The organism is Pseudomonas sp. GR 6-02 (assembly GCF_001655615.1).
Taxonomy (GTDB): Bacteria; Pseudomonadota; Gammaproteobacteria; order Pseudomonadales; family Pseudomonadaceae; genus Aquipseudomonas.
In genome coordinates this window covers 4,124,226-4,142,359 of the sequence record NZ_CP011567.1, presented here as the reverse complement: position 1 = coordinate 4,142,359, position 18,134 = coordinate 4,124,226, and the positions used below count along the sequence as shown (strand labels likewise).

At 60.1% G+C, this 18,134-nt stretch carries 16 protein-coding genes; 4 read left to right on the top strand and 12 right to left on the bottom strand.

Going from position 1 to position 18,134, the window contains the following annotated elements; genetic code table 11:
- The first annotated feature begins 4 nt into the window (after positions 1-4).
- The 3 genes from PGR6_RS18240 to PGR6_RS18230 all read left to right on the top strand — a co-directional run bounded on the left by PGR6_RS18240 (position 5) and on the right by PGR6_RS18230 (position 4,005).
- Positions 5-3,157, top strand: coding sequence for a CusA/CzcA family heavy metal efflux RND transporter (locus PGR6_RS18240; protein ID WP_064618800.1), 3,153 nt, complete (start codon positions 5-7; stop codon positions 3,155-3,157).
- Between the two features lie 236 nt (positions 3,158-3,393).
- A complete protein-coding gene (locus PGR6_RS18235) occupies positions 3,394-3,594 on the top strand; it encodes a co-regulatory protein PtrA N-terminal domain-containing protein (protein WP_064618798.1) in 201 nt (66 codons plus the stop codon).
- Between the two features lie 78 nt (positions 3,595-3,672).
- A complete protein-coding gene (locus PGR6_RS18230; RefSeq protein ID WP_018925501.1) occupies positions 3,673-4,005 on the top strand; it encodes a DUF2790 domain-containing protein in 333 nt (110 codons plus the stop codon).
- A 545-nt stretch (positions 4,006-4,550) separates the two neighbouring features.
- On the opposite strand, the gene PGR6_RS18225 is transcribed toward PGR6_RS18230, so the two are convergent.
- The 3 genes from PGR6_RS18225 to PGR6_RS18215 form a co-directional block, all read right to left on the bottom strand.
- Positions 4,551-5,876 carry an OprD family porin gene (locus PGR6_RS18225; RefSeq protein WP_064618797.1) on the bottom strand — a complete coding sequence of 442 codons (1,326 nt, stop codon included), beginning with the start codon at positions 5,874-5,876 and terminating at the stop codon, positions 4,551-4,553.
- Positions 5,877-6,052: 176 nt separating this feature from the next.
- Positions 6,053-6,367: a helix-turn-helix domain-containing protein gene (locus PGR6_RS18220; protein ID WP_007940887.1), complete on the bottom strand. Its 315-nt coding sequence runs from the start codon at positions 6,365-6,367 to the stop codon at positions 6,053-6,055.
- Entirely contained in the window at positions 6,357-6,707 is a 351-nt protein-coding gene (locus PGR6_RS18215; protein ID WP_064621318.1) for a hypothetical protein, read from the bottom strand. Before PGR6_RS18215 ends, PGR6_RS18220 begins: the two co-directional genes overlap by 11 nt.
- 375 nt (positions 6,708-7,082) lie before the next feature.
- Between PGR6_RS18215 and PGR6_RS18210 the strand changes: the two genes are divergently transcribed.
- Entirely contained in the window at positions 7,083-7,547 is a 465-nt protein-coding gene (locus PGR6_RS18210; protein ID WP_064618795.1) for a GNAT family N-acetyltransferase, read from the top strand.
- A 124-nt stretch (positions 7,548-7,671) separates the two neighbouring features.
- Here the strand turns inward: PGR6_RS18210 and PGR6_RS18205 are convergent, their stop codons facing one another.
- From PGR6_RS18205 to nuoG, 9 genes are all read right to left on the bottom strand, one after another.
- Positions 7,672-7,920: a type II toxin-antitoxin system Phd/YefM family antitoxin gene (locus PGR6_RS18205; protein ID WP_064618793.1), complete on the bottom strand. Its 249-nt coding sequence runs from the start codon at positions 7,918-7,920 to the stop codon at positions 7,672-7,674.
- A 208-nt stretch (positions 7,921-8,128) separates the two neighbouring features.
- Entirely contained in the window at positions 8,129-9,592 is a 1,464-nt protein-coding gene (gene nuoN, locus PGR6_RS18200) for an NADH-quinone oxidoreductase subunit NuoN (RefSeq protein WP_018925505.1), read from the bottom strand.
- 7 nt (positions 9,593-9,599) lie between these two features.
- Positions 9,600-11,132, bottom strand: coding sequence for an NADH-quinone oxidoreductase subunit M (gene nuoM, locus PGR6_RS18195; protein WP_018925506.1), 1,533 nt, complete (start codon positions 11,130-11,132; stop codon positions 9,600-9,602).
- Between the two features lie 40 nt (positions 11,133-11,172).
- Positions 11,173-13,026 carry an NADH-quinone oxidoreductase subunit L gene (gene nuoL, locus PGR6_RS18190; RefSeq protein ID WP_064618791.1) on the bottom strand — a complete coding sequence of 618 codons (1,854 nt, stop codon included), beginning with the start codon at positions 13,024-13,026 and terminating at the stop codon, positions 11,173-11,175.
- Entirely contained in the window at positions 13,023-13,331 is a 309-nt protein-coding gene (gene nuoK / locus PGR6_RS18185) for an NADH-quinone oxidoreductase subunit NuoK (protein WP_007940879.1), read from the bottom strand. The genes nuoL and nuoK overlap by 4 nt, the downstream gene beginning before the upstream one ends.
- Before the next feature lie 2 nt (positions 13,332-13,333).
- A complete protein-coding gene (gene nuoJ / locus PGR6_RS18180) occupies positions 13,334-13,837 on the bottom strand; it encodes an NADH-quinone oxidoreductase subunit J (RefSeq protein WP_018925508.1) in 504 nt (167 codons plus the stop codon).
- A 9-nt stretch (positions 13,838-13,846) separates the two neighbouring features.
- Positions 13,847-14,392 (bottom strand): NADH-quinone oxidoreductase subunit NuoI, encoded by a 546-nt coding sequence (nuoI, locus tag PGR6_RS18175; RefSeq protein WP_007940875.1) that lies wholly within the window; start codon positions 14,390-14,392, stop codon positions 13,847-13,849.
- A gap of 12 nt (positions 14,393-14,404) precedes the next feature.
- Positions 14,405-15,412: an NADH-quinone oxidoreductase subunit NuoH gene (nuoH, locus tag PGR6_RS18170; protein ID WP_018925509.1), complete on the bottom strand. Its 1,008-nt coding sequence runs from the start codon at positions 15,410-15,412 to the stop codon at positions 14,405-14,407.
- Entirely contained in the window at positions 15,409-18,123 is a 2,715-nt protein-coding gene (gene nuoG, locus PGR6_RS18165; protein ID WP_018925510.1) for an NADH-quinone oxidoreductase subunit NuoG, read from the bottom strand. The genes nuoH and nuoG overlap by 4 nt, the downstream gene beginning before the upstream one ends.
- Between the last annotated feature and the right edge of the window lie 11 nt (positions 18,124-18,134).

Sequence of the window (18,134 nt, the reverse complement as noted above, 5' to 3'; positions counted from 1 at the left end):
TCTCATGTTCGAACGCCTGATCCAGTTTGCCATCGAGCAGCGCATCATCGTGCTGCTCGCCGTTCTCCTCATGGCCGGCCTCGGCGTCGCCAGTTACCAAAAACTGCCGATCGACGCCGTGCCGGACATCACCAACGTCCAGGTGCAAATCAACACCGGCGCGGCCGGGTTCTCGCCGCTGGAAACCGAGCAGCGCATCACCTTCCCGATTGAAACCGCCATGGCCGGTTTGCCGGCGCTGGAGCAGACCCGTTCGCTGTCGCGTTCGGGGCTGTCGCAGGTCACGGTGATCTTCAAGGACGGCACCGATCTGTTCTTTGCCCGGCAATTGGTCAACGAGCGCTTGCAGATCGCCAGGGAGCAATTGCCCGAGGGCGCGGAAGCGCTGATGGGGCCGATTTCCACCGGGCTCGGGGAGATTTTCCTGTGGACGGTGGAGGCGCAGGACGGTGCGCTGAAGGACGACGGCACCGCCTACACGCCAACCGATTTGCGGGTGATTCAGGACTGGATCATCAAGCCGCAATTGCGCAACGTGCCTGGTGTGGCCGAGATCAACACCATCGGCGGATTCGCCAAGGAATACCAGATCGCCCCCGACCCGAAACGGCTGGCGGCTTACAAACTGACCCTCACCGATCTGGTCACGGCGCTGGAGCGCAACAACGCCAACGTCGGCGCCGGTTACATCGAGCGCAGCGGCGAGCAGCTGCTGATTCGTGCGCCCGGCCAGGTGGCAAGCACCGACGACATCGCCAATATCGTGATGGCCAATGTCGACGGGACGCCGATCCGGATCAAGAACGTCGCGACCGTGGACATCGGCCGCGAACTGCGTACCGGTGCCGCCACCGAAAACGGTCGCGAAGTGGTGCTGGGCACGGTGTTCATGCTGATCGGCGAAAACAGCCGGACGGTCTCCCAGGCAGTGGCGACCAGGCTTGAGCAGATCAATCGTTCCCTGCCCAAAGGCGTGATCGCGGTGCCGGTGTATGACCGCACGCACCTGGTGGACAAGGCCATCGCCACGGTGAAAAAGAACCTGGTGGAAGGGGCGATTCTGGTCATCGCGATTCTGTTCCTGTTCCTGGGCAACATCCGCGCGGCGTTGATCACCGCGATGGTCATTCCGCTGTCGATGCTGTTCACCTTCACCGGCATGTTCACCAACAAAGTCAGCGCCAACTTGATGAGCCTCGGCGCCCTCGACTTCGGCATCATCGTCGACGGCGCGGTGGTGATCGTCGAAAACACCCTGCGACGGCTGGCCCATGCGCAGCAGCATCACGGGCGTTTACTGAGCCGTTCCGAGCGTTTCCATGAAGTATTCGCAGCGGCCAAAGAAGCGCGGCGGCCGCTGATTTTTGGCCAGTTGATCATCATGGTCGTGTACCTGCCGATCTTCGCCCTGAGCGGTGTCGAAGGGAAAATGTTCCACCCGATGGCCTTCACCGTGGTCATCGCGCTGTTGGGCGCCATGCTGTTGTCGGTGACCTTTGTGCCGGCGGCCATCGCGTTGTTTGTCACCGGCAAGGTCAAGGAAGAAGAGGGCGTGGTCATGCGCGGCGCGCGTCGCGTTTATGCGCCGGCGCTGGCGTGGGTGATGTCCCATCGCGCCATGGCGGTGGGGGCGGCGCTGGCTGTGATTGTGCTCAGCGGCGTGCTTACCAGCCGCATGGGCAGCGAGTTTGTGCCGAGCCTCAGTGAGGGCGATTTTGCCCTGCAAGCCTTGCGCGTGCCGGGCACCAGCCTCACACAATCGGTGGACATGCAGCAGCGTCTGGAGACCTTGATCCTCAACAAGGTGCCCGAAGTCGAGCGTGTGTTCGCCCGTACCGGCACCGCCGAAATCGCCTCCGACCCGATGCCGCCGAACATCTCCGACAGCTACGTGATGCTCAAACCGAAGGTGCAGTGGCCGGATCCGGGCAAGTCCCGCGAAACGCTGATGGCCGAACTGCAACAAGCCGCCGCGACGCTGCCGGGCAGCAACTATGAACTGTCGCAGCCGATCCAGTTGCGCTTCAACGAACTGATCTCCGGCGTGCGCAGCGATGTGGCGGTCAAGGTGTTCGGGGATGACATGGACGTGCTCAACGCTACGGCGGCGAAGATCGCCGCCGCCATGCAGAAGGTCAACGGCGCGTCCGAGGTCAAGGTCGAGCAAACCACCGGCCTGCCGGTGCTGACCATCAACATCGATCGCGACAAGGCGGCGCGGTACGGGCTCAACGTCGGTGACGTGCAAGACACCATTGCGGTGGCAGTCGGCGGGCGTCAGGCCGGGACATTGTATGAAGGCGATCGGCGTTTCGACATGGTGGTGCGCCTGTCCGATGCCATGCGCAAGGACATCGAAGGTTTGTCGGCACTGTTGATTCCGGTGCCGGCGCCCCTGAATGGCGCGGCCGATCGGATTGGCTTCATCGCCCTCAAGGACGTCGCCAGCCTTGATCTGGTGCTCGGGCCGAATCAGGTCAGCCGCGAGAACGGCAAGCGGCTGGTGATCGTCAGCGCCAACGTGCGTGGGCGCGATATTGGCTCCTTCGTTAAAGAGGCCGGTGAGGTGATTGAGCGCGATGTGCAGGTTCCGGCGGGTTACTGGACCGGCTGGGGCGGGCAGTTCGAGCAGTTGCAGTCGGCGGCCAAACGCTTGCAGATCGTGGTGCCGGTGGCCTTGCTGTTGGTGTTCGGCTTGCTGTTCATGATGTTCAACAACCTCAAGGACGGCTTGCTGGTGTTCACCGGGATTCCGTTTGCGTTGACCGGGGGCGTCATGGCGCTGTGGCTGCGGGACATTCCGCTGTCGATCTCGGCGGGCGTTGGTTTCATTGCGCTGTCGGGGGTGGCGGTGCTCAACGGTCTGGTGATGATCGCGTTTATCCGCAATTTGCGGGAGGAGGGGCGTTCGCTCGCTGATGCAATCAATGAGGGTGCGCTCACGCGTCTGCGCCCGGTGTTGATGACGGCGCTGGTCGCGTCCCTGGGCTTCATTCCCATGGCTTTGGCGACCGGCACGGGTGCCGAGGTGCAGCGACCGTTGGCGACGGTGGTGATCGGCGGGATTCTGTCTTCGACCATCCTGACGCTGCTGATTTTGCCGGCGCTGTATCAGCTCGCGCACCGAGGTGAAGAGGAGAGAAGTCCCACCTCATAAGCCAATGTTTCAGGCATACCACTATCTGTGGCGAGGGAGCTTGCTCCCGCTGGACTGCGTAGCAGGCCCCTTCTTTTTTTGTGAAGGAGGGGCCGCTTCGCGACCCAGCGGGAGCAAGCTCCCTCGCCACAGGTGCCTTTCAGGTTACATAACGGATATGTAATTTGCGCGCCACCGTCACGAAAGGTTCGGATTGTTACCTTGATCCCGTTAGTTAATTAAACGAGGAATCAAGCATGAAACTTGTACAACTGAGTGCGTTTGCAGCGGCGTTGGTGATGTCTTCTGTTGTTTTGGCTGAAGGTGGCGGCGACAGAGTCTTTGAGAAAATGATGGCGGCCAATGACCGTTCGGTGGAGGCGTTTGTCGCCAAGGAACAGGCGCGTAACCCCGTCGTCGTGAATGAGAAGAAGGACGGCAAGACCAAAGACTTGTAAGCGTGCCGCACCTGAACTGGCCCGTCATCGATTGCCGATGCCGGGCTTTTTTTGAGCCTGGATTTGAAGGTACTGGGTATGAAAGTTTTTAAGTGGGTGGCGTTCGCCGGGGCGCTGGCGATGTCGTTGAATGCGCTGGCAGAAGGCGGCGGTGACCGGACGTTTGAGAGGGCGTTCAGTGCCAACGCCAAAGCCATGGAGCAGTACGCGGCCAACCAGGGTAAACCTGCGCCGGTGGTGAAAGACTACGAATACGGGATGAAACTGGATGTGGTCAAAGTGGTGAGCGTTGTGCGACCGCAAGTTGCCTGCTCCGTGGTGCCGACGGCCATGACCTATGAAGATTCAAAGGGCCAACTCAATACCATCAAATACACCGTGGCAGGCGATTGCCGCCGACAGGGCGGGTGAGGGCACAGAGGGCCTCCAACCTACGTTGAGTATTTCAATTCGGGATGTTTAACAGATATGGCGAAGGTAGGGAGGCTTCCCACAATGTTTTCAGGTTGTCCGTCGGACGTCCGCTCTCTAGCCTGTATTCGTCGCTGCCAATTCAGCGATCGGGATTGGAACCCCGCGGCTCCACTGAAAGCAAAAGCGCCTTTCATGACGTGCGCACCTTGATGTGTGCACTCCGTTATGGCGGCTGTGCGCGGGAGACTTCGAGTCTGTCGGGTTTTGCTCAGTGGCCCGGGTTCCAACCTGCGTACAGCTGCCTCCTTTTCGCGTGGAACCGAATGGGTCAGCTCTAACCATCACGCTGAATGCCGAAATCATGAAAAAGCCAACACCAAACCCTCCCGAAACAGAAACCGACCCTGTAGGCGTCGCCGAAGGCTGCTTCTGCGGTGCTCAATCCACGGGCGTAAAAAAGGCGCCCCGAAGGACGCCAAAAGATTCACCTCTTACCAAAGGAGCAAGGAGCTTCTAAAGGTGAATTTGCATAAACCGTGAAGTCAGAGAATCGCCAGCGGATACTCGACAATCACCCGCACTTCATCCAGATCCGACTCAAACGCCGTGGCGCGGGTGGTGGCCTGGCGCAGACGCAGAGACATGTCTTTCAACGAGCCGCTCTGCACCACGTATTTGACTTCGATGTCGCGCTCCCAGCGCTTCTGGTCAGTCAGTGGGTTGCCGTCGGCATCGCGGCGCATGTACACGGCGTTGGCGTTGGAGTAATCGGCGTCGGTGCCGCGGGCGTAACGAGTCATGAACGACAAACCCGACACGCCATAGCTGCTCATGTCGAGGTCGTAACGCACCATCCACGAACGTTCCTTGGGCGAGTTGAAGTCGCTGTACTGGATGGAGTTGTCGAGGAAGATCGAGTCGGACTGGCGCAGGTAATCGAAGTCGTCGTTGCCGTTGTTGCGCTGGTGCGACAAGGCAACGGAGTGGGCGCCGAGTTTCACCCCGACACGGCCGCTCCAGATGTTGTTGTCGAACTCGCCGAGCAGTTGTTTGCCTTCGTCGACCGCCTTGTAATAGTTCAAGCCACCGAATAGCGACAGGTCATCCGACAGCGGATAAGTCCATGCGGTGCCGGCGTAATACTGATTCCAGGCATCCTTGAGGCGACTGGAATACAGGCTGAAACTGAGGTTTTTGTTCAGTGCATAGTCGCCACCGAGATAGCCGACCCACGGCGAATTGACTGGACCGGCGTAGAAGGTCGCGAAGTTCTCGCGCATGTCGCTGGACACCGGCTGGCTCATCGCATGCAGGCGACCGCCCTGTACCGACAGACCTTCGATGCTGGTGTTGGTGGCCGTGACACCCCGGAAGCTTTCCGGCAACAGTCGGGAGTCACCCGCCGCAACCACCGGGTTGGCGGGGAACACATCGCCGACCTTCACCACCGTATCGAAGGCGCGCACTTTGGCGGCGCCACCGACCTTGGTGTATTCATCCCGCGCCTGACCATCGCTGTCGACCGGCAACACGTCGAAAGAACTACGGCCACCGTTGCGCCCGTCACCGGTATCGAGTTTCAAGCCGATCATCGCAAACGCATCGACCCCGAATCCAACGGTGCCTTGGGTAAAGCCGGATTCGAACTTGCTGATGACCGCGTGAGCCCAGGCCTCGGAATAGCCATTGCCGGTGGGACTCGACTGGCCGTCACGGTGATCACGATTGAAGTATAAGTTGCGGTTGAGCGCCGTCAGGCTGCTGCCCTCGATAAACCCCTCGGGTTTTTCTTCCGCCAACACCATGGACGGCCCGGAGCCGACAACCACCGCTAAAGCGGCTATCGACATTTTTGTATTGTTAACCATCAATCACTCCTTGGGTTCGGCAGAACGGGAACGTGCTTCGGCGTGGGTTTTATTGTTCGGCGGGCAAGGGCCCGCCGGCATGGTCGCCGGGTGACATCGTTGCAAGCTGCGGATAACGCCAAGGTGATGGGGGAATTACAATTTCGTCATGTGCGTGGAATGACAACCTTGCACGTTCAGGTCAGCGCTGCGAGTTGTTCGATTGTTTGCGGAAAGCGTTCAACCAAGCGGATCAGTGTCGTGGCTTGGGCATTTGGTGTTGCCCGTCCTTGTTCCCAGTTTTCGAGGGTTCGGGTGTTGGTGCGCAGATACATGGCGAACACCGACCGGGAAAGATTGAGCTGTTGACGGATGGCTACCACTTCCTCGGCAGTGATGGGTACCAGTTTCGGCAGCTTGACCTTGTGGGTCCGCAGCGTGACCTTGCCTTGGCGCTCGTCGGCCAAGGCTTCGAGGCCTTCCATCAGTTCGGAAAAAATGTCACGTTTCATAGTGGGTTCTCGTGTTGATTTCTCTATCCAGCGTTTGTCTGAAAAGTTTTTTCTGGGAAGGCGACAGGTCGTCTTGCTCGTTTTTGCTATACACGGTGAACAGCCAGAATTGATCGAAACCTGACCACCAGTAATAAATCACCCTAAGCCCGCTACGCTTGCCTTTACCGCGACGTTGATCGGAAAAGCGGATTTTTCGCAGCCCGCCCGTGCCTTCAATGAGATCGCCCGCTTCGGGGTTTTTCAGCAGCTCCAACTGGAAACTGTGAAACAGATCGTCATCCAGGTAATCGTCTCGGTGTTTCTGAAACGCAGGTAATTCGATAAATAGAGCATCCATGTTCTGTACGTCACCTGCGTATAGTGTTGTCTTGATAATCGAATAGGTCAAGGCTTCGATGCCATCCTTTTCGTCCCCCGTTTTCAAGGTAGACCCCGGCCGTAAAAACGCCTGTAGGACAAAGCGACCAGTCCGGTGAGACTGTTCGGGTAATGCCGGGGGGAAGGGGCGTTCGCGATTGACTCATCGGATCATCCACAGCACTATCTGCCGATGAATGATCGACGCCGAATGAACATGATGTGTTCCTTTATGACCGCTTCCGGCGGGCCATAAGGTCATACGTGCTTGGTATTTGACGTCTTACCCAAAGCCCCGCCAGAGATGGACGGGGCTTTTTGATTCTCCGTCTGCACATGGCTGATGGAGAGTGAAATGTTCGAAATTAGAAAAGCTACCCAAAGCGATGCCCAGACTGCATTCGACATACGGCGGCTAGCCATCCGACATCAATGCATCGGTGCCTATACCGAGAAGCAAATGCTGACCTGGACATCGGGGGCAGCAGAGGACGGTTACTGTGTGCTCATGGAAAAATATTTCTATCTGGGGTGCGTTCAGGGTGATCCTGTGGCGACAGGCATGCTGGATCCGGAGAACCGCGAAATCGGCGCAATCTTTATACATCCTGACTTTATGGAACGAGGCCTGGGTAAGCGTATCGTGGGCTTTCTCGAAGATCTGGCGCGGGATCTTGGCCTGGTGGAAGTCCGTCTGGATGCGACTTTGAATGCCGCCGACTTTTATCGACGCTGTGGTTACATTGGGGAGGAGCCCGCGGTTTACCATTCCCCCTCCGGTCTTCAACTGGCCTGCGTTCCTATGGTGAAGAAACTGTGATGGCTTCGGGGCCGACCTGAGTAGCACTGCATAATTTGGCGCCTGAAAGCTCCAATCTCAAAACGCAAAAACGGCACTCGAAACGTGGGGCAAGGGCCACCAATGTCTAGGTTTTCGAGACGCCTCATTCTTGAGCGCCTTCAAAAGCATCGAGCATGTCGTCAGGCAGTGAGGTGTCAAAGTCTTCCGGAAGCACCAGTTTGCCTTTCATCGCTCCGATCCGCTGACCTCTGGGTTTGCCTACAGGAACCAGACGCGCAAGAGCCCGACCATGTTTGGCAATTGTGATGATCTGTCCGGCTGCTGCATCATCGACGAGTTTGGGCAGATTGTTTTTTGCTTCGGCCAACGGAACGACAATGTCACGGTTCATTGTTATTTCTCGCGTTGATTTATCGATCCAGCCAGTCATTCAAGATAGAGCCAATTGCGCAGTGTTGGATGTAGGACGAAACGGACATTCCCGCGCGAGGTTTCGGGGATTGCAGAAGGAGGGGAGGGCAGCGGTAACAAATCCCACAAACGCAAAAACGGCACCCGAAGGTGCCGTTTCTGTTTTCTACCGAGTATCGCTTAAGCGATCAACCCGCCAACCCCGACTGTTGAACCAGGTTCAGCAGCGGTTGTGGGTACAGGCCGAGGAAGAACGCCAGTACGGCGATCGCCAGCAGCATCACGCCGCCTGCACGTTGTTCCCAGTGCAGTTGCGCATCGTGGCGACGCAGGTTCGGTTCCATCAGGTACAGGGTGACCATCACACGCAGGTAGTAGAAGACGCCGATGGCGCTGCCCAGTACCAGGGAGCCGACCAGCCACCATTGGTGCGACTCGACGCCGGTGGCGATGATGTAGAACTTGCCGATGAAGCCCGCGGTCAGCGGGATACCAGCCAGGGACAGCATCATCACGGTCAGGACGGCGGTCAGGTACGGACGGCGCCAGAACAGGCCACGGTATTCGTACAGGGCATCCGCGTCACGGCCGCTGTACGGCGAGGACATCAGGGTGATCACACCGAACGCGCCGAGGCTGGTGATCACGTAGGTGACCAGGTACACGCCGATGGCTTCCACGGCCAGGCCCTTGCTCGCCACCAGGGCGATCAGCAGGTAACCGAAGTGTGCGATGGACGAGTAACCCAGCAGACGCTTGAGGTTGCTCTGGGTCAGTGCCAGCAGGTTACCGAACAGGATCGACGCGATGGCGATGACGGTCAGCACGTTGCTCAGCACGCCACTGCTCGCCGCTGGCGAGATCTGGAACAGACGCACCATCACCGCGAACACAGCCACTTTGGAGGCCGTGGCCAGGAACGCTGCCACCGGTGCCGGAGCCCCTTCGTAAACGTCCGGGGTCCAGAGGTGGAACGGTACCAGCGACAGTTTGAACGCCAGGCCGATCAGCATCATGCCCAGGCCCAGTTGCGCGATCGGGCTAGGCAGGCCGGTGGCCGCCAGGGCCTGACCGATGCCGTTGAAGCTCAGGCTGCCGGCTTCGGCGTAGAGCAGGGCCATGCCGAACAACAGGAACGCGGAACCGGCGGCCGACAGCACCATGTACTTGATGCCGGCTTCCAGCGAACGCTTGTTGAAGAAGGCGTAAGCCACCAGACCGTAGACCGGTACCGAGAGCAGTTCCAGACCGACGAACAAACCGGCCAGGTGCTGCGCGCTGACCAACACCAGGCCACCGGCGGCGGACATCAGGATCAGCAGGTAAAGTTCTTCACGGTTGCCCGGGTAGCCCGTACCGCCATCGCCCAGGTAGGCGTGGGCGAGGGTCACACAGGCGAGGGTGGCGACCAGGATCAGCGCCATGTACAGGCAAGCGAAGGTGTCGATCTGCAGCAACGGGGTCACGGCCAATGGCGCGACTTTCAGGGCTGGCAGGATCGACAGCAAGGCCAGGTTAAGACCTGCCACCGACAGCAGGAAGGTTTGCGAGTGGTTGCGGCGCCACGCGATAGCCAGCATCACCACGATGATCGTGGCGCTGGTGATCAACAACGGCGCAAGCGCGATAAAGTGTTGAGTCGTGAATTCCATAGCGCTCTTACCGGGCCGAAGCGAGTTGAGTGAAGGCGGAGCCGAGCCACTGCTGCACGCCATGCATCGTCGCGGCAGAGGTATCGAGGAACGGTTGCGGGTACACGCCGATGTAAAGCAGCAGTGCCGCAAGCCCAACCACCATGATCAGTTCGCGACCGTCCATGCCATGCAGCACCGCGTCGGATTTCGACGGGCCGAAGTAGGCGCGGTGGATCATGATCAGCGAGTAGACCGAACCGAATACCAGACCGGACGTGGCGATCACGGTGACCCATGGCGCGCTGGCGAAGGTGCCGATCAGGATCAGGAACTCACCGACGAAGTTACCGGTCGCCGGCAGGCCCAGCGACGCCGCTGCGAAGAACAGGCTTAGGGCTGGCAGGTAGGCAATCTTCGACCACAGGCCACCCATCTCGCGCATATCGCGGGTGTGGGTGCGCTCGTACAGCTGACCGGAGAGGATAAAGAGTGCCGCGGCCGACAGACCGTGAGCCAGCATCTGCATGACCGCGCCCTGCAGTGCCAGTTGGCTGCCGGAGTAGATGCCGATCAACACGAAGCCCATGTGGGAAACGGACGAGAAGGCAATCAGACGCTTGATGTCGGTTTGCGCAAAGGCCAGGAACGCACCGTAGAAGATCCCGATCAGACCCAGGGTCATGGCGAACGGCGCGAACTCGGCCGAGGCATTCGGGAACAGCGGCAGGGCGAAACGCAGCAGGCCGTACGCAGCAGTCTTCAGCAAGATACCGGCCAGGTCCACGGAGCCCGCGGTCGGTGCCTGGGCGTGAGCGTCAGGCAACCAGGAGTGGAACGGTACGACGGGCAGCTTGACCGCGAAGGCGATGAAGAAGCCGAGCATCAGGATGTACTCGGTGGTCTGCGACATCTTGGTTTTCAACAGATCGGCGTAGTTGAAGGTAATCACGCCGGTGTCGTTGAAGTTGACCAGTACCAGGCCCAGGATCGCCACCAACATGATCAGGCCGGAAGCCTGAGTGAAGATGAAGAACTTGGTCGCCGCGTAGATCCGGGTTTTCTTGCCGTCCGAAGAACTGTGACCCCAGAGCGCGATGAGGAAGTACATCGGCACCAGCATCATTTCCCAGAAGAAGAAGAACATGAACAGGTCGAGGGCGAGGAACACGCCAACGACACCGCCCAGGATCCACATCAGGTTCAGGTGGAAGAAGCCCACGTGACGCTGAATCTCTTTCCAGGAGCAGAGTACCGAGAGGACACCCAGCAGGCCGGTCAGCAGGATCATCAACAGCGACAGGCCGTCGAGGGCCAGGTGCACGTTGATGCCGAAGCGCTGGATCCAGACGTGTTTGAACTCAAGCGCCCAGGTCGGATCGGCGCCAGGTTTTGGTGCAAATGAATAGTCACCGTTGGCCCACAGCCAGAGGCCGAGGGAGAGCAGCAGGGACATGGTGATCAGCGCAATCCAGCGGGGGAGGGTGGCGCCGAAGCGCTCACCCATCCAGCACAGCAGGCCGCCGATGAAGGGGATCAGGATTAGCCATGGCAGAATCATGACGGGCTCGTTTCCTTTCGCAAGTTCGCAAGGTTCATAGTCAGACCGCTACCAGCACGACGGCGCCGATTACCAGCACGGCACCAGCAGCCATCGAGGCGGCATACCAACGCAATTGACCGGTCTCGGTGCGGCTCAGGGCGGTGTGACCGCCTTTGGCCATACGCGGGATCAGACCGATGGTCTGGTCGAGCGGGTCTTTGCGCAGAATGTGGCTGATCGCAAGGTATGGCTTGACGAACAGTTTGTCGTAGATCCAGTCGAAGCCCCAGGCAGCGAACCACCAGGCCGAAAGGAAGCGGCCGATGCCGCTGTTGGCGATAGCCGTGACGAAGCGACGCTTGCCGAGGAACAGCAGCGCGGCCAGCAGGATACCGGACAGGGCGATGGCGCCCGAAGCGATTTCCAGGCTGTGCTTGGCTTCGCCGCCGGCATGGCCGACGCTTTCCGGCAGTACGCCGTGCAGCGGTGGAACGATCATCGCGCCGACGAACGTCGACAGTACGATCAGCACCGACAGCGGCAGCCAGTGAGCAACGCCGTGACCGGCATGGGCTTCGGTCTTCGCTTCACCGTGGAACGTGATGAAGATCAGGCGGAAGGTGTACAGCGAGGTCATGAAGGCACCGACCAGACCGGCATACAGCAGGCCTTCGTTACCGCTGGCGAACGCTTCCCAGAGGATTTCATCCTTGGAGTAGAAGCCCGCGGTCACCAGAGGCAAGGCCGCCAGGGCCGCGCCGCCGACGATGAAGCTGGCGTAGGCCAGTGGCAGTTTCTTCCACAGGCCGCCCATCTTGAAGATGTTCTGCTCGTGGTGGCAGGCAACGATCACCGCACCGGATGCAAGGAACAGCAGCGCCTTGAAGAAGGCGTGGGTCATCAGGTGGAAGATCGCGCCATCCCATGCACCGACGCCCAGGGCCAGGAACATGTAGCCGATCTGGCTCATGGTCGAGTAGGCGAGGATACGTTTGATGTCGGTCTGAACCAGTGCGGCAAAACCTGCCAGCACCAGCGTCACGCCACCCACGACACCTACCAGGTGCAGGATATCCGGCGCCAGTGCGAACAGGCCGTGGGTACGGGCGATCAGGTAGACACCGGCGGTTACCATGGTCGCGGCGTGGATCAGTGCCGAAACCGGAGTAGGGCCGGCCATCGCATCCGCCAGCCAGGTTTGCAGCGGCAGTTGCGCGGATTTACCGACAGCGCCGCCCAGCAGCATCAGGGTCGCCAGAACGATCCAGAAGTCACCGGCCTTGAAGTGCTCAGGCGCCTTGACCAGCAGTTCCTGGATATTCAGCGTGCCCAGTTGCTGGAACAGGATGAACAGGCCGATGGCCATGAACACGTCGCCGACGCGGGTCACGATGAAGGCTTTGAGTGCCGCGTTACCGTTGTTGCGGTTGCTGTAGTAGAAACCGATCAACAGGTACGAGCACAGGCCCACGCCTTCCCAGCCGAAGTACACGAACAGCAGGTTATCGGCCAGGACCAGGAACAGCATGCTGGCGATAAACAGGTTGGTGTAGGCGAAGAAGCGCGAGTAACCGGCTTCACCGCGCATGTACCAGGACGCGAACAGGTGGATCAGGAAGCCCACGCCCACCACCACACCGAGCATGGTCACGGACAGACCATCCAGGTACAGGGCGAAGTTCGGCGTGAAGCCTTCCACCGCCATCCATTGCCACAGCACCAGGGTGTAGTGGCCACCCTCCGGCGGTGCAACGTTGAATTGCCAGATCACATAAGCCGCGACGATCGCCGACAAGCCGATGGAGCCGACGCCGATCAGCGCCGAGAGGTTTTCCGAGAGGCGTCCCCGGGAGAACGCCAGCAGCACAAAACCGATCAGGGGGAACAGGAAAGTCAGATAGAGAAGGTTCATCCGCGCATCTCGCTGGCAGCGTCGATATCGAGAGTGTGGAAGCGGCGATACAGCTGCAACAGAATCGCCAGGCCGATACTGGCCTCGGCGGCTGCCAGGCTGATCACCAGGATGAACATGATCTGTCCATCCGGCTGCGCCCAGCGGCTACCGGCAACGATGAACGCCAGTGCGGAGGCATTCATCATGACCTCCAGGCTCATCAGCACGAAGAGAATGTTGCGCCGGACCATCAGGCCGACCAGACCGAGGCAGAACAGGATGCCGGCGACCGCCAGACCATGCTCCAAAGGGATAGCAGGCATCGTCATTGCTCCTTGGCTTCGTTGCGGCCCAAGTGGAACGCCGTGACGGCTGCGGCGAGCAGCAGCATCGAGGCGAGTTCGACCACCAGCAGGTAAGGACCGAACAGGCTGATGCCCACGGCCTTGGCGTCTACGGTGGTGTGGCCGAGGGCCTGGCCGCTGGAGTGGCTGAACAGCACATACAGCAGTTCAGCCAGCAGCAGGCCGCCGAGTACGACCGGGCCCAGCCAGATACCGGGCTTGAGCCAGACGCGCTCTTGCTGAACCGAGGCCGGGCCCAGGTTCAGCATCATCACCACGAACACGAACAGCACCATGATGGCGCCGGCGTAGGCGATCACTTCCAGTACACCGGCAAACGGTGCGCCAAGGGCGAAGAACGTCATGGCCACGGCGATCAGCGAAATGATCAGGTAGAGCAGGGCGTGCACGGGATTGGTGTTGGTGATCACGCGAAGCGTGGACACAACAGCGATACCCGATGCGAAATAGAAAGCGAATTCCATCGTTCTTCCTTAAGGCAGCAAGCTCTTCACGTTGATCGGCTCGGCTTCATTCTGCGCGGCGCCTTTTGGCTTACCGGCAATCGCCATACCTGCAACACGATAGAAGTTGTAGTCAGGGTTTTTACCGGGACCGGAGATCAGCAGATCTTCTTTCTCGTAAACCAGGTCCTGCCGCTTGAACTCGGCCATTTCGAAATCCGGTGTCAGCTGGATCGCGGTGGTCGGGCAGGCTTCCTCGCAGAGGCCGCAGAAAATGCAGCGCGAGAAGTTGATGCGGAAGAAGTCCGGATACCAGCGACCGTCTTCGGTTTCAGCTTTCTGCAGCGAGATGCAACCCACCGGGCACGCCACGGCGCACAGGTTGCAGGCTACACAACGCTCTTCGCCGTCGGGGTCGCGGGTCAGGACGATACGGCCACGGAAACGCGGCGGCAGGTACACGGGTTCTTCCGGGTACTGCAGCGTGTCGCGCTTGCGGAAGGCGTGGCCGAAGATCATCACCAGGCTGCGAAGCTGGGTGAAGAAGCCATGCACGATGTCAAAAATGTACTTCATGATTCTCTATCCTCACTGAGCCGCGACGGCGGGCGTGTTGAGCAACACGATCGCAGCGGTCACCAGCATGTTGACGAGGGTCAGCGGCAGGCAGAACTTCCAGCTGAAGTCCATCACTTGGTCATACCGTGGGCGCGGAATCGAGGCGCGCAGCAGGATGAAGAACATGATGAAGAACGCGGTTTTCAGTGCGAACCAGATGAACGGGATCTGCGGCAGGAGGCCGAACGGGCCGTGCCAGCCACCGAAGAACAGCGTGACCAGCAGCGCCGAGATCAACACGATGCCGATGTACTCACCTACGAAGAACATGCCCCATTTCATGCCGGCGTATTCAATGTGGTAACCGTCGGCCAGTTCCTGTTCCGCTTCCGGCTGGTCGAACGGGTGACGGTGAGTCACGGCGACGCCAGCGATGAAGAAGGTCAGGAAACCAAAGATCTGCGGAATGATGAACCACATGTTCTGCGCTTGGTATTCAACGATGTCGCGCATGTTGAACGAGCCAACCTGGATCACGATGCCCATCAGCGACAGGCCCATGAACACTTCGTACGACACGGTTTGTGCCGAGGCCCGCAAGCTGCCCAACAGGGCGAACTTGTTGTTGCTCGACCAGCCGGCGAACAGCACCGCGTAGACCGAAAGACCCGCCATGGCGAAGAAGAACAGGATGCCGATGTTGATATCCGCCACGCCCCAGGTCGGGGTGATCGGGATGATCGCGAAGGCAATCAGCAAGGCGCTCATGGCCACGACCGGTGCCAGGGTGAAGATCACTTTGTCGGCGAACGGCGGGGTCCAGTCTTCCTTGAAGAACATCTTGATCATGTCGGCCGCAATCTGGAACGCGCCGAACGGGCCGACGCGGTTCGGACCGTAACGGTCCTGCCAGAGGGCGAGCAAACGACGCTCGACCCAGCTCAGCAGCGCGCCGCAAACCACTACGGCGAGCAGAATCACGATGGCCTTGAGGACCGCGATGATTACGTCGATCACTTCAGGAGTGAACCAGGTCATAGCGCTGCCTCCTGCAGACCGTCAACGGATTTGCCAAAGATGGCTGGTGGAATGCCGGCGATACCTGCAGGCAATGCGACCAGACCGGCACCCAGCTCTTCGTTGATGCGCAGCGGCAGACGCAAAGTCTGGCCGGCAACGTTCAAGCTCAGCAGGGCACCGTCATTGACACCCAGGCGATCGGCTTCGGACTTGGCCAGCGACACGTAGGCGGCCGGGATGCGTTCCTGCACCGGTGCGGCTTTGGAAGAGTTTTCTTCGCTGCCGAACAGGTGGAAGAACGGTACGACCTGCCAGGTGCCTGGCGCCGGGTTGAACGCACGCGGAACACTGGCGAACCAGTTCAGCGAATCACCGGTGCTTTCGATCAGGCGAGTGCCCGGGTCGCCAGCGCGCAGGTGACCACCGACTTCGTCCTGGAACTTGTTCCAGGCTTGCGGCGAGTTCCAGCCCGGAGACCAGGCGAAAGGTACTTGCTGGCGCGGTTCGGCGGAGCCCGAGTAACCTTCCATGGAGAACGAGAACGCGGTGTCGTTATCCTGGGAAGTACGCGGTTCGTGCACGCTGATGTCGGCGCGCATGGCGGTACGACCGGAGTAACGCAGCGGTTCGCGCGCCAGTTTCAGGCCTTTGATCCGGAATGCGGCGGACGGTGCGGCATCGACGATACGCGCCAGTTGCGGCGTGCTTGCAGCAACGGCAGCGGTGACGTGGTCCAGTTGGGTCCAGTCGATCGGCTGGTTCAGCAGGGTCGAACGCAGGGCGTGCAGCCAGCGCCAGCCTTCGTGAACCAGAATGCTCGCGTCGAGGTAAGTCGGGTCGAAGACCTGGAAGAAGCGCTGGGCGCGGCCTTCCTGGCTGACCAGCGTACCGTCGCCTTCAGCGAAGCTGGCCGCTGGCAGTACCAGGTGCGCGCGATCGCTGGTGGCGGTCTTCTGATGGTCCGCCACGATCACCACTTTCGCGGCGTTCAGGGCAGCATCGACCTTGGATTTGTCGGTGCGGGTGTACAGGTCGTTTTCCAGCACGACGATGGCGTCGGCACGGCCGTCGATTACCGCTTGCAGCGCTTCGTCGACCGAGTTGCCGCCGAGCATGGCCAGGCCGAGGCTGTTGGCCTCCGGCACGATCAGGCTGATGGAACCGTTCTTCTCGCGCAGCTTCAGGGCTTTGGCGATGTTTGCCGCCGCTTCGATCAGCGCCTTGGAACCCAGCGAGGTACCGGCAATGATCAGCGGACGCTTGGCGGCGAGCAGGGCGTCGGCAATGCGCTTGGCCAGCGCCAGAGCTTCGGCGTCCAGACCTTCAACGGCCGGTGCGCTGGCGTCGAGGGCGTGAGCCACGGCGAAACCGATGCGGGCCAGGTCGTCTGGTGCGGCGTGAACGCATTCTTCAGCGATGTCGTCGAGCTTGGTTTCAGCCAGGCTGGCGATGAACAGCGGGTTCAGCTCGTGCTGGCCGATGTTCTTCACCGCGGCGTCGAGCCATGGCTGAACGCGCATGGCGTCGGCCATGTCTTCGGCCTTGCCCTTGACCGATTGACGCAGGGCCAGGGCCATGCGCGCAGCGGTCTGGGTCAGGTCTTCGCCGAGGACGAAAATCGCATCGTGGTCTTCGACGTCGCGCATGTTCGGGATCGGCAGCGGGCTGTCTTTGAGCACCTGCATGACCAGACGAATGCGTTCCAGCTCCGAGGCTTCGATACCGGAGTAGAAGTGCTCGGCGCCGACCAGTTCGAGCAGCGCGTAGTTGCTTTCGAGGCTGGCGCGTGGCGAACCGATACCGACGATGTTGCGACCGCGCAGCAGGTCGGCGGCTTTATCCAGTGCTTCGTCCAGGCTCAGTTTCGCGCCGTTGGCCAGCAGTGGCTGACGTGGGCGATCCTTGCGGTTGACATAGCCATAGCCGAAACGGCCACGGTCGCACAGGAAGTACTGGTTCACCGAACCGTTGAAGCGGTTTTCGATGCGGCGCAGTTCGCCGTAACGCTCGCCCGGGGAGATGTTGCAACCGCTGGAGCAGCCATGGCAGATGCTCGGCGAGAACTGCATGTCCCATTTGCGGTTGTAGCGCTCGGAGTGAGTCTTGTCGGTGAACACACCGGTCGGGCAGACCTCGGTGAGGTTGCCGGAGAACTCGCTTTCCAGGGTGCCGTCTTCAACGCGACCGAAGTACACGTTGTCGTGGGCGCCAAACACACCGAGATCGGTGCCACCGGCGTAGTCCTTATAGAAGCGCACGCAGCGATAGCAGGCGATGCAGCGGTTCATTTCGTGGGAAATGAACGGGCCCAGTTGCTGGTTCTGGTGGGTACGCTTGGTGAAGCGATAACGGCGCTCGTTGTGGCCGGTCATCACCGTCATGTCTTGCAGGTGGCAGTGACCGCCTTCCTCACAGACCGGGCAGTCGTGAGGGTGGTTGGTCATCAGCCATTCAACGACGCTGGCGCGAAACACTTTCGCTTCTTCGTCGTCGATGGAGATCCAGCTGCCGTCGGTGGCGGGGGTCATGCAGGACATGACGATCCGACCACGCTTGTCGTTCTCGTCGGTGTACTGCTTGACCGCGCACTGGCGGCAAGCGCCAACGCTGCCAAGGGCTGGGTGCCAGCAGAAATAAGGGATATCGAGGCCTAGCGACAGACATGCCTGTAACAGGTTGTCTGCCCCATCGACTTCGAGCTCTTTGCCGTCTACGTGGATAGTGGCCATGGTTCAAAGTT

Excerpts from the sequence above, each read along its gene's own strand:
- PGR6_RS18240 (WP_064618800.1), top strand. The coding sequence starts at position 5 with ATGTTCGAACGCCTGATCCAGTTTGCCATCGAGCAGCGCATCATCGTG.
- PGR6_RS18235 (WP_064618798.1), top strand. The coding sequence starts at position 3,394 with ATGAAACTTGTACAACTGAGTGCGTTTGCAGCGGCGTTGGTGATGTCT.
- PGR6_RS18230 (WP_018925501.1), top strand. The coding sequence starts at position 3,673 with ATGAAAGTTTTTAAGTGGGTGGCGTTCGCCGGGGCGCTGGCGATGTCG.
- PGR6_RS18225 (WP_064618797.1), bottom strand. The coding sequence starts at position 5,876 with ATGGTTAACAATACAAAAATGTCGATAGCCGCTTTAGCGGTGGTTGTC.
- PGR6_RS18220 (WP_007940887.1), bottom strand. The coding sequence starts at position 6,367 with ATGAAACGTGACATTTTTTCCGAACTGATGGAAGGCCTCGAAGCCTTG.
- PGR6_RS18215 (WP_064621318.1), bottom strand. The coding sequence starts at position 6,707 with ATGGATGCTCTATTTATCGAATTACCTGCGTTTCAGAAACACCGAGAC.
- PGR6_RS18210 (WP_064618795.1), top strand. The coding sequence starts at position 7,083 with ATGTTCGAAATTAGAAAAGCTACCCAAAGCGATGCCCAGACTGCATTC.
- PGR6_RS18205 (WP_064618793.1), bottom strand. The coding sequence starts at position 7,920 with ATGAACCGTGACATTGTCGTTCCGTTGGCCGAAGCAAAAAACAATCTG.
- nuoN (WP_018925505.1), bottom strand. The coding sequence starts at position 9,592 with ATGGAATTCACGACTCAACACTTTATCGCGCTTGCGCCGTTGTTGATC.
- nuoM (WP_018925506.1), bottom strand. The coding sequence starts at position 11,132 with ATGATTCTGCCATGGCTAATCCTGATCCCCTTCATCGGCGGCCTGCTG.
- nuoL (WP_064618791.1), bottom strand. The coding sequence starts at position 13,026 with ATGAACCTTCTCTATCTGACTTTCCTGTTCCCCCTGATCGGTTTTGTG.
- nuoK (WP_007940879.1), bottom strand. The coding sequence starts at position 13,331 with ATGCCTGCTATCCCTTTGGAGCATGGTCTGGCGGTCGCCGGCATCCTG.
- nuoJ (WP_018925508.1), bottom strand. The coding sequence starts at position 13,837 with ATGGAATTCGCTTTCTATTTCGCATCGGGTATCGCTGTTGTGTCCACG.
- nuoI (WP_007940875.1), bottom strand. The coding sequence starts at position 14,392 with ATGAAGTACATTTTTGACATCGTGCATGGCTTCTTCACCCAGCTTCGC.
- nuoH (WP_018925509.1), bottom strand. The coding sequence starts at position 15,412 with ATGACCTGGTTCACTCCTGAAGTGATCGACGTAATCATCGCGGTCCTC.
- nuoG (WP_018925510.1), bottom strand. The coding sequence starts at position 18,123 with ATGGCCACTATCCACGTAGACGGCAAAGAGCTCGAAGTCGATGGGGCA.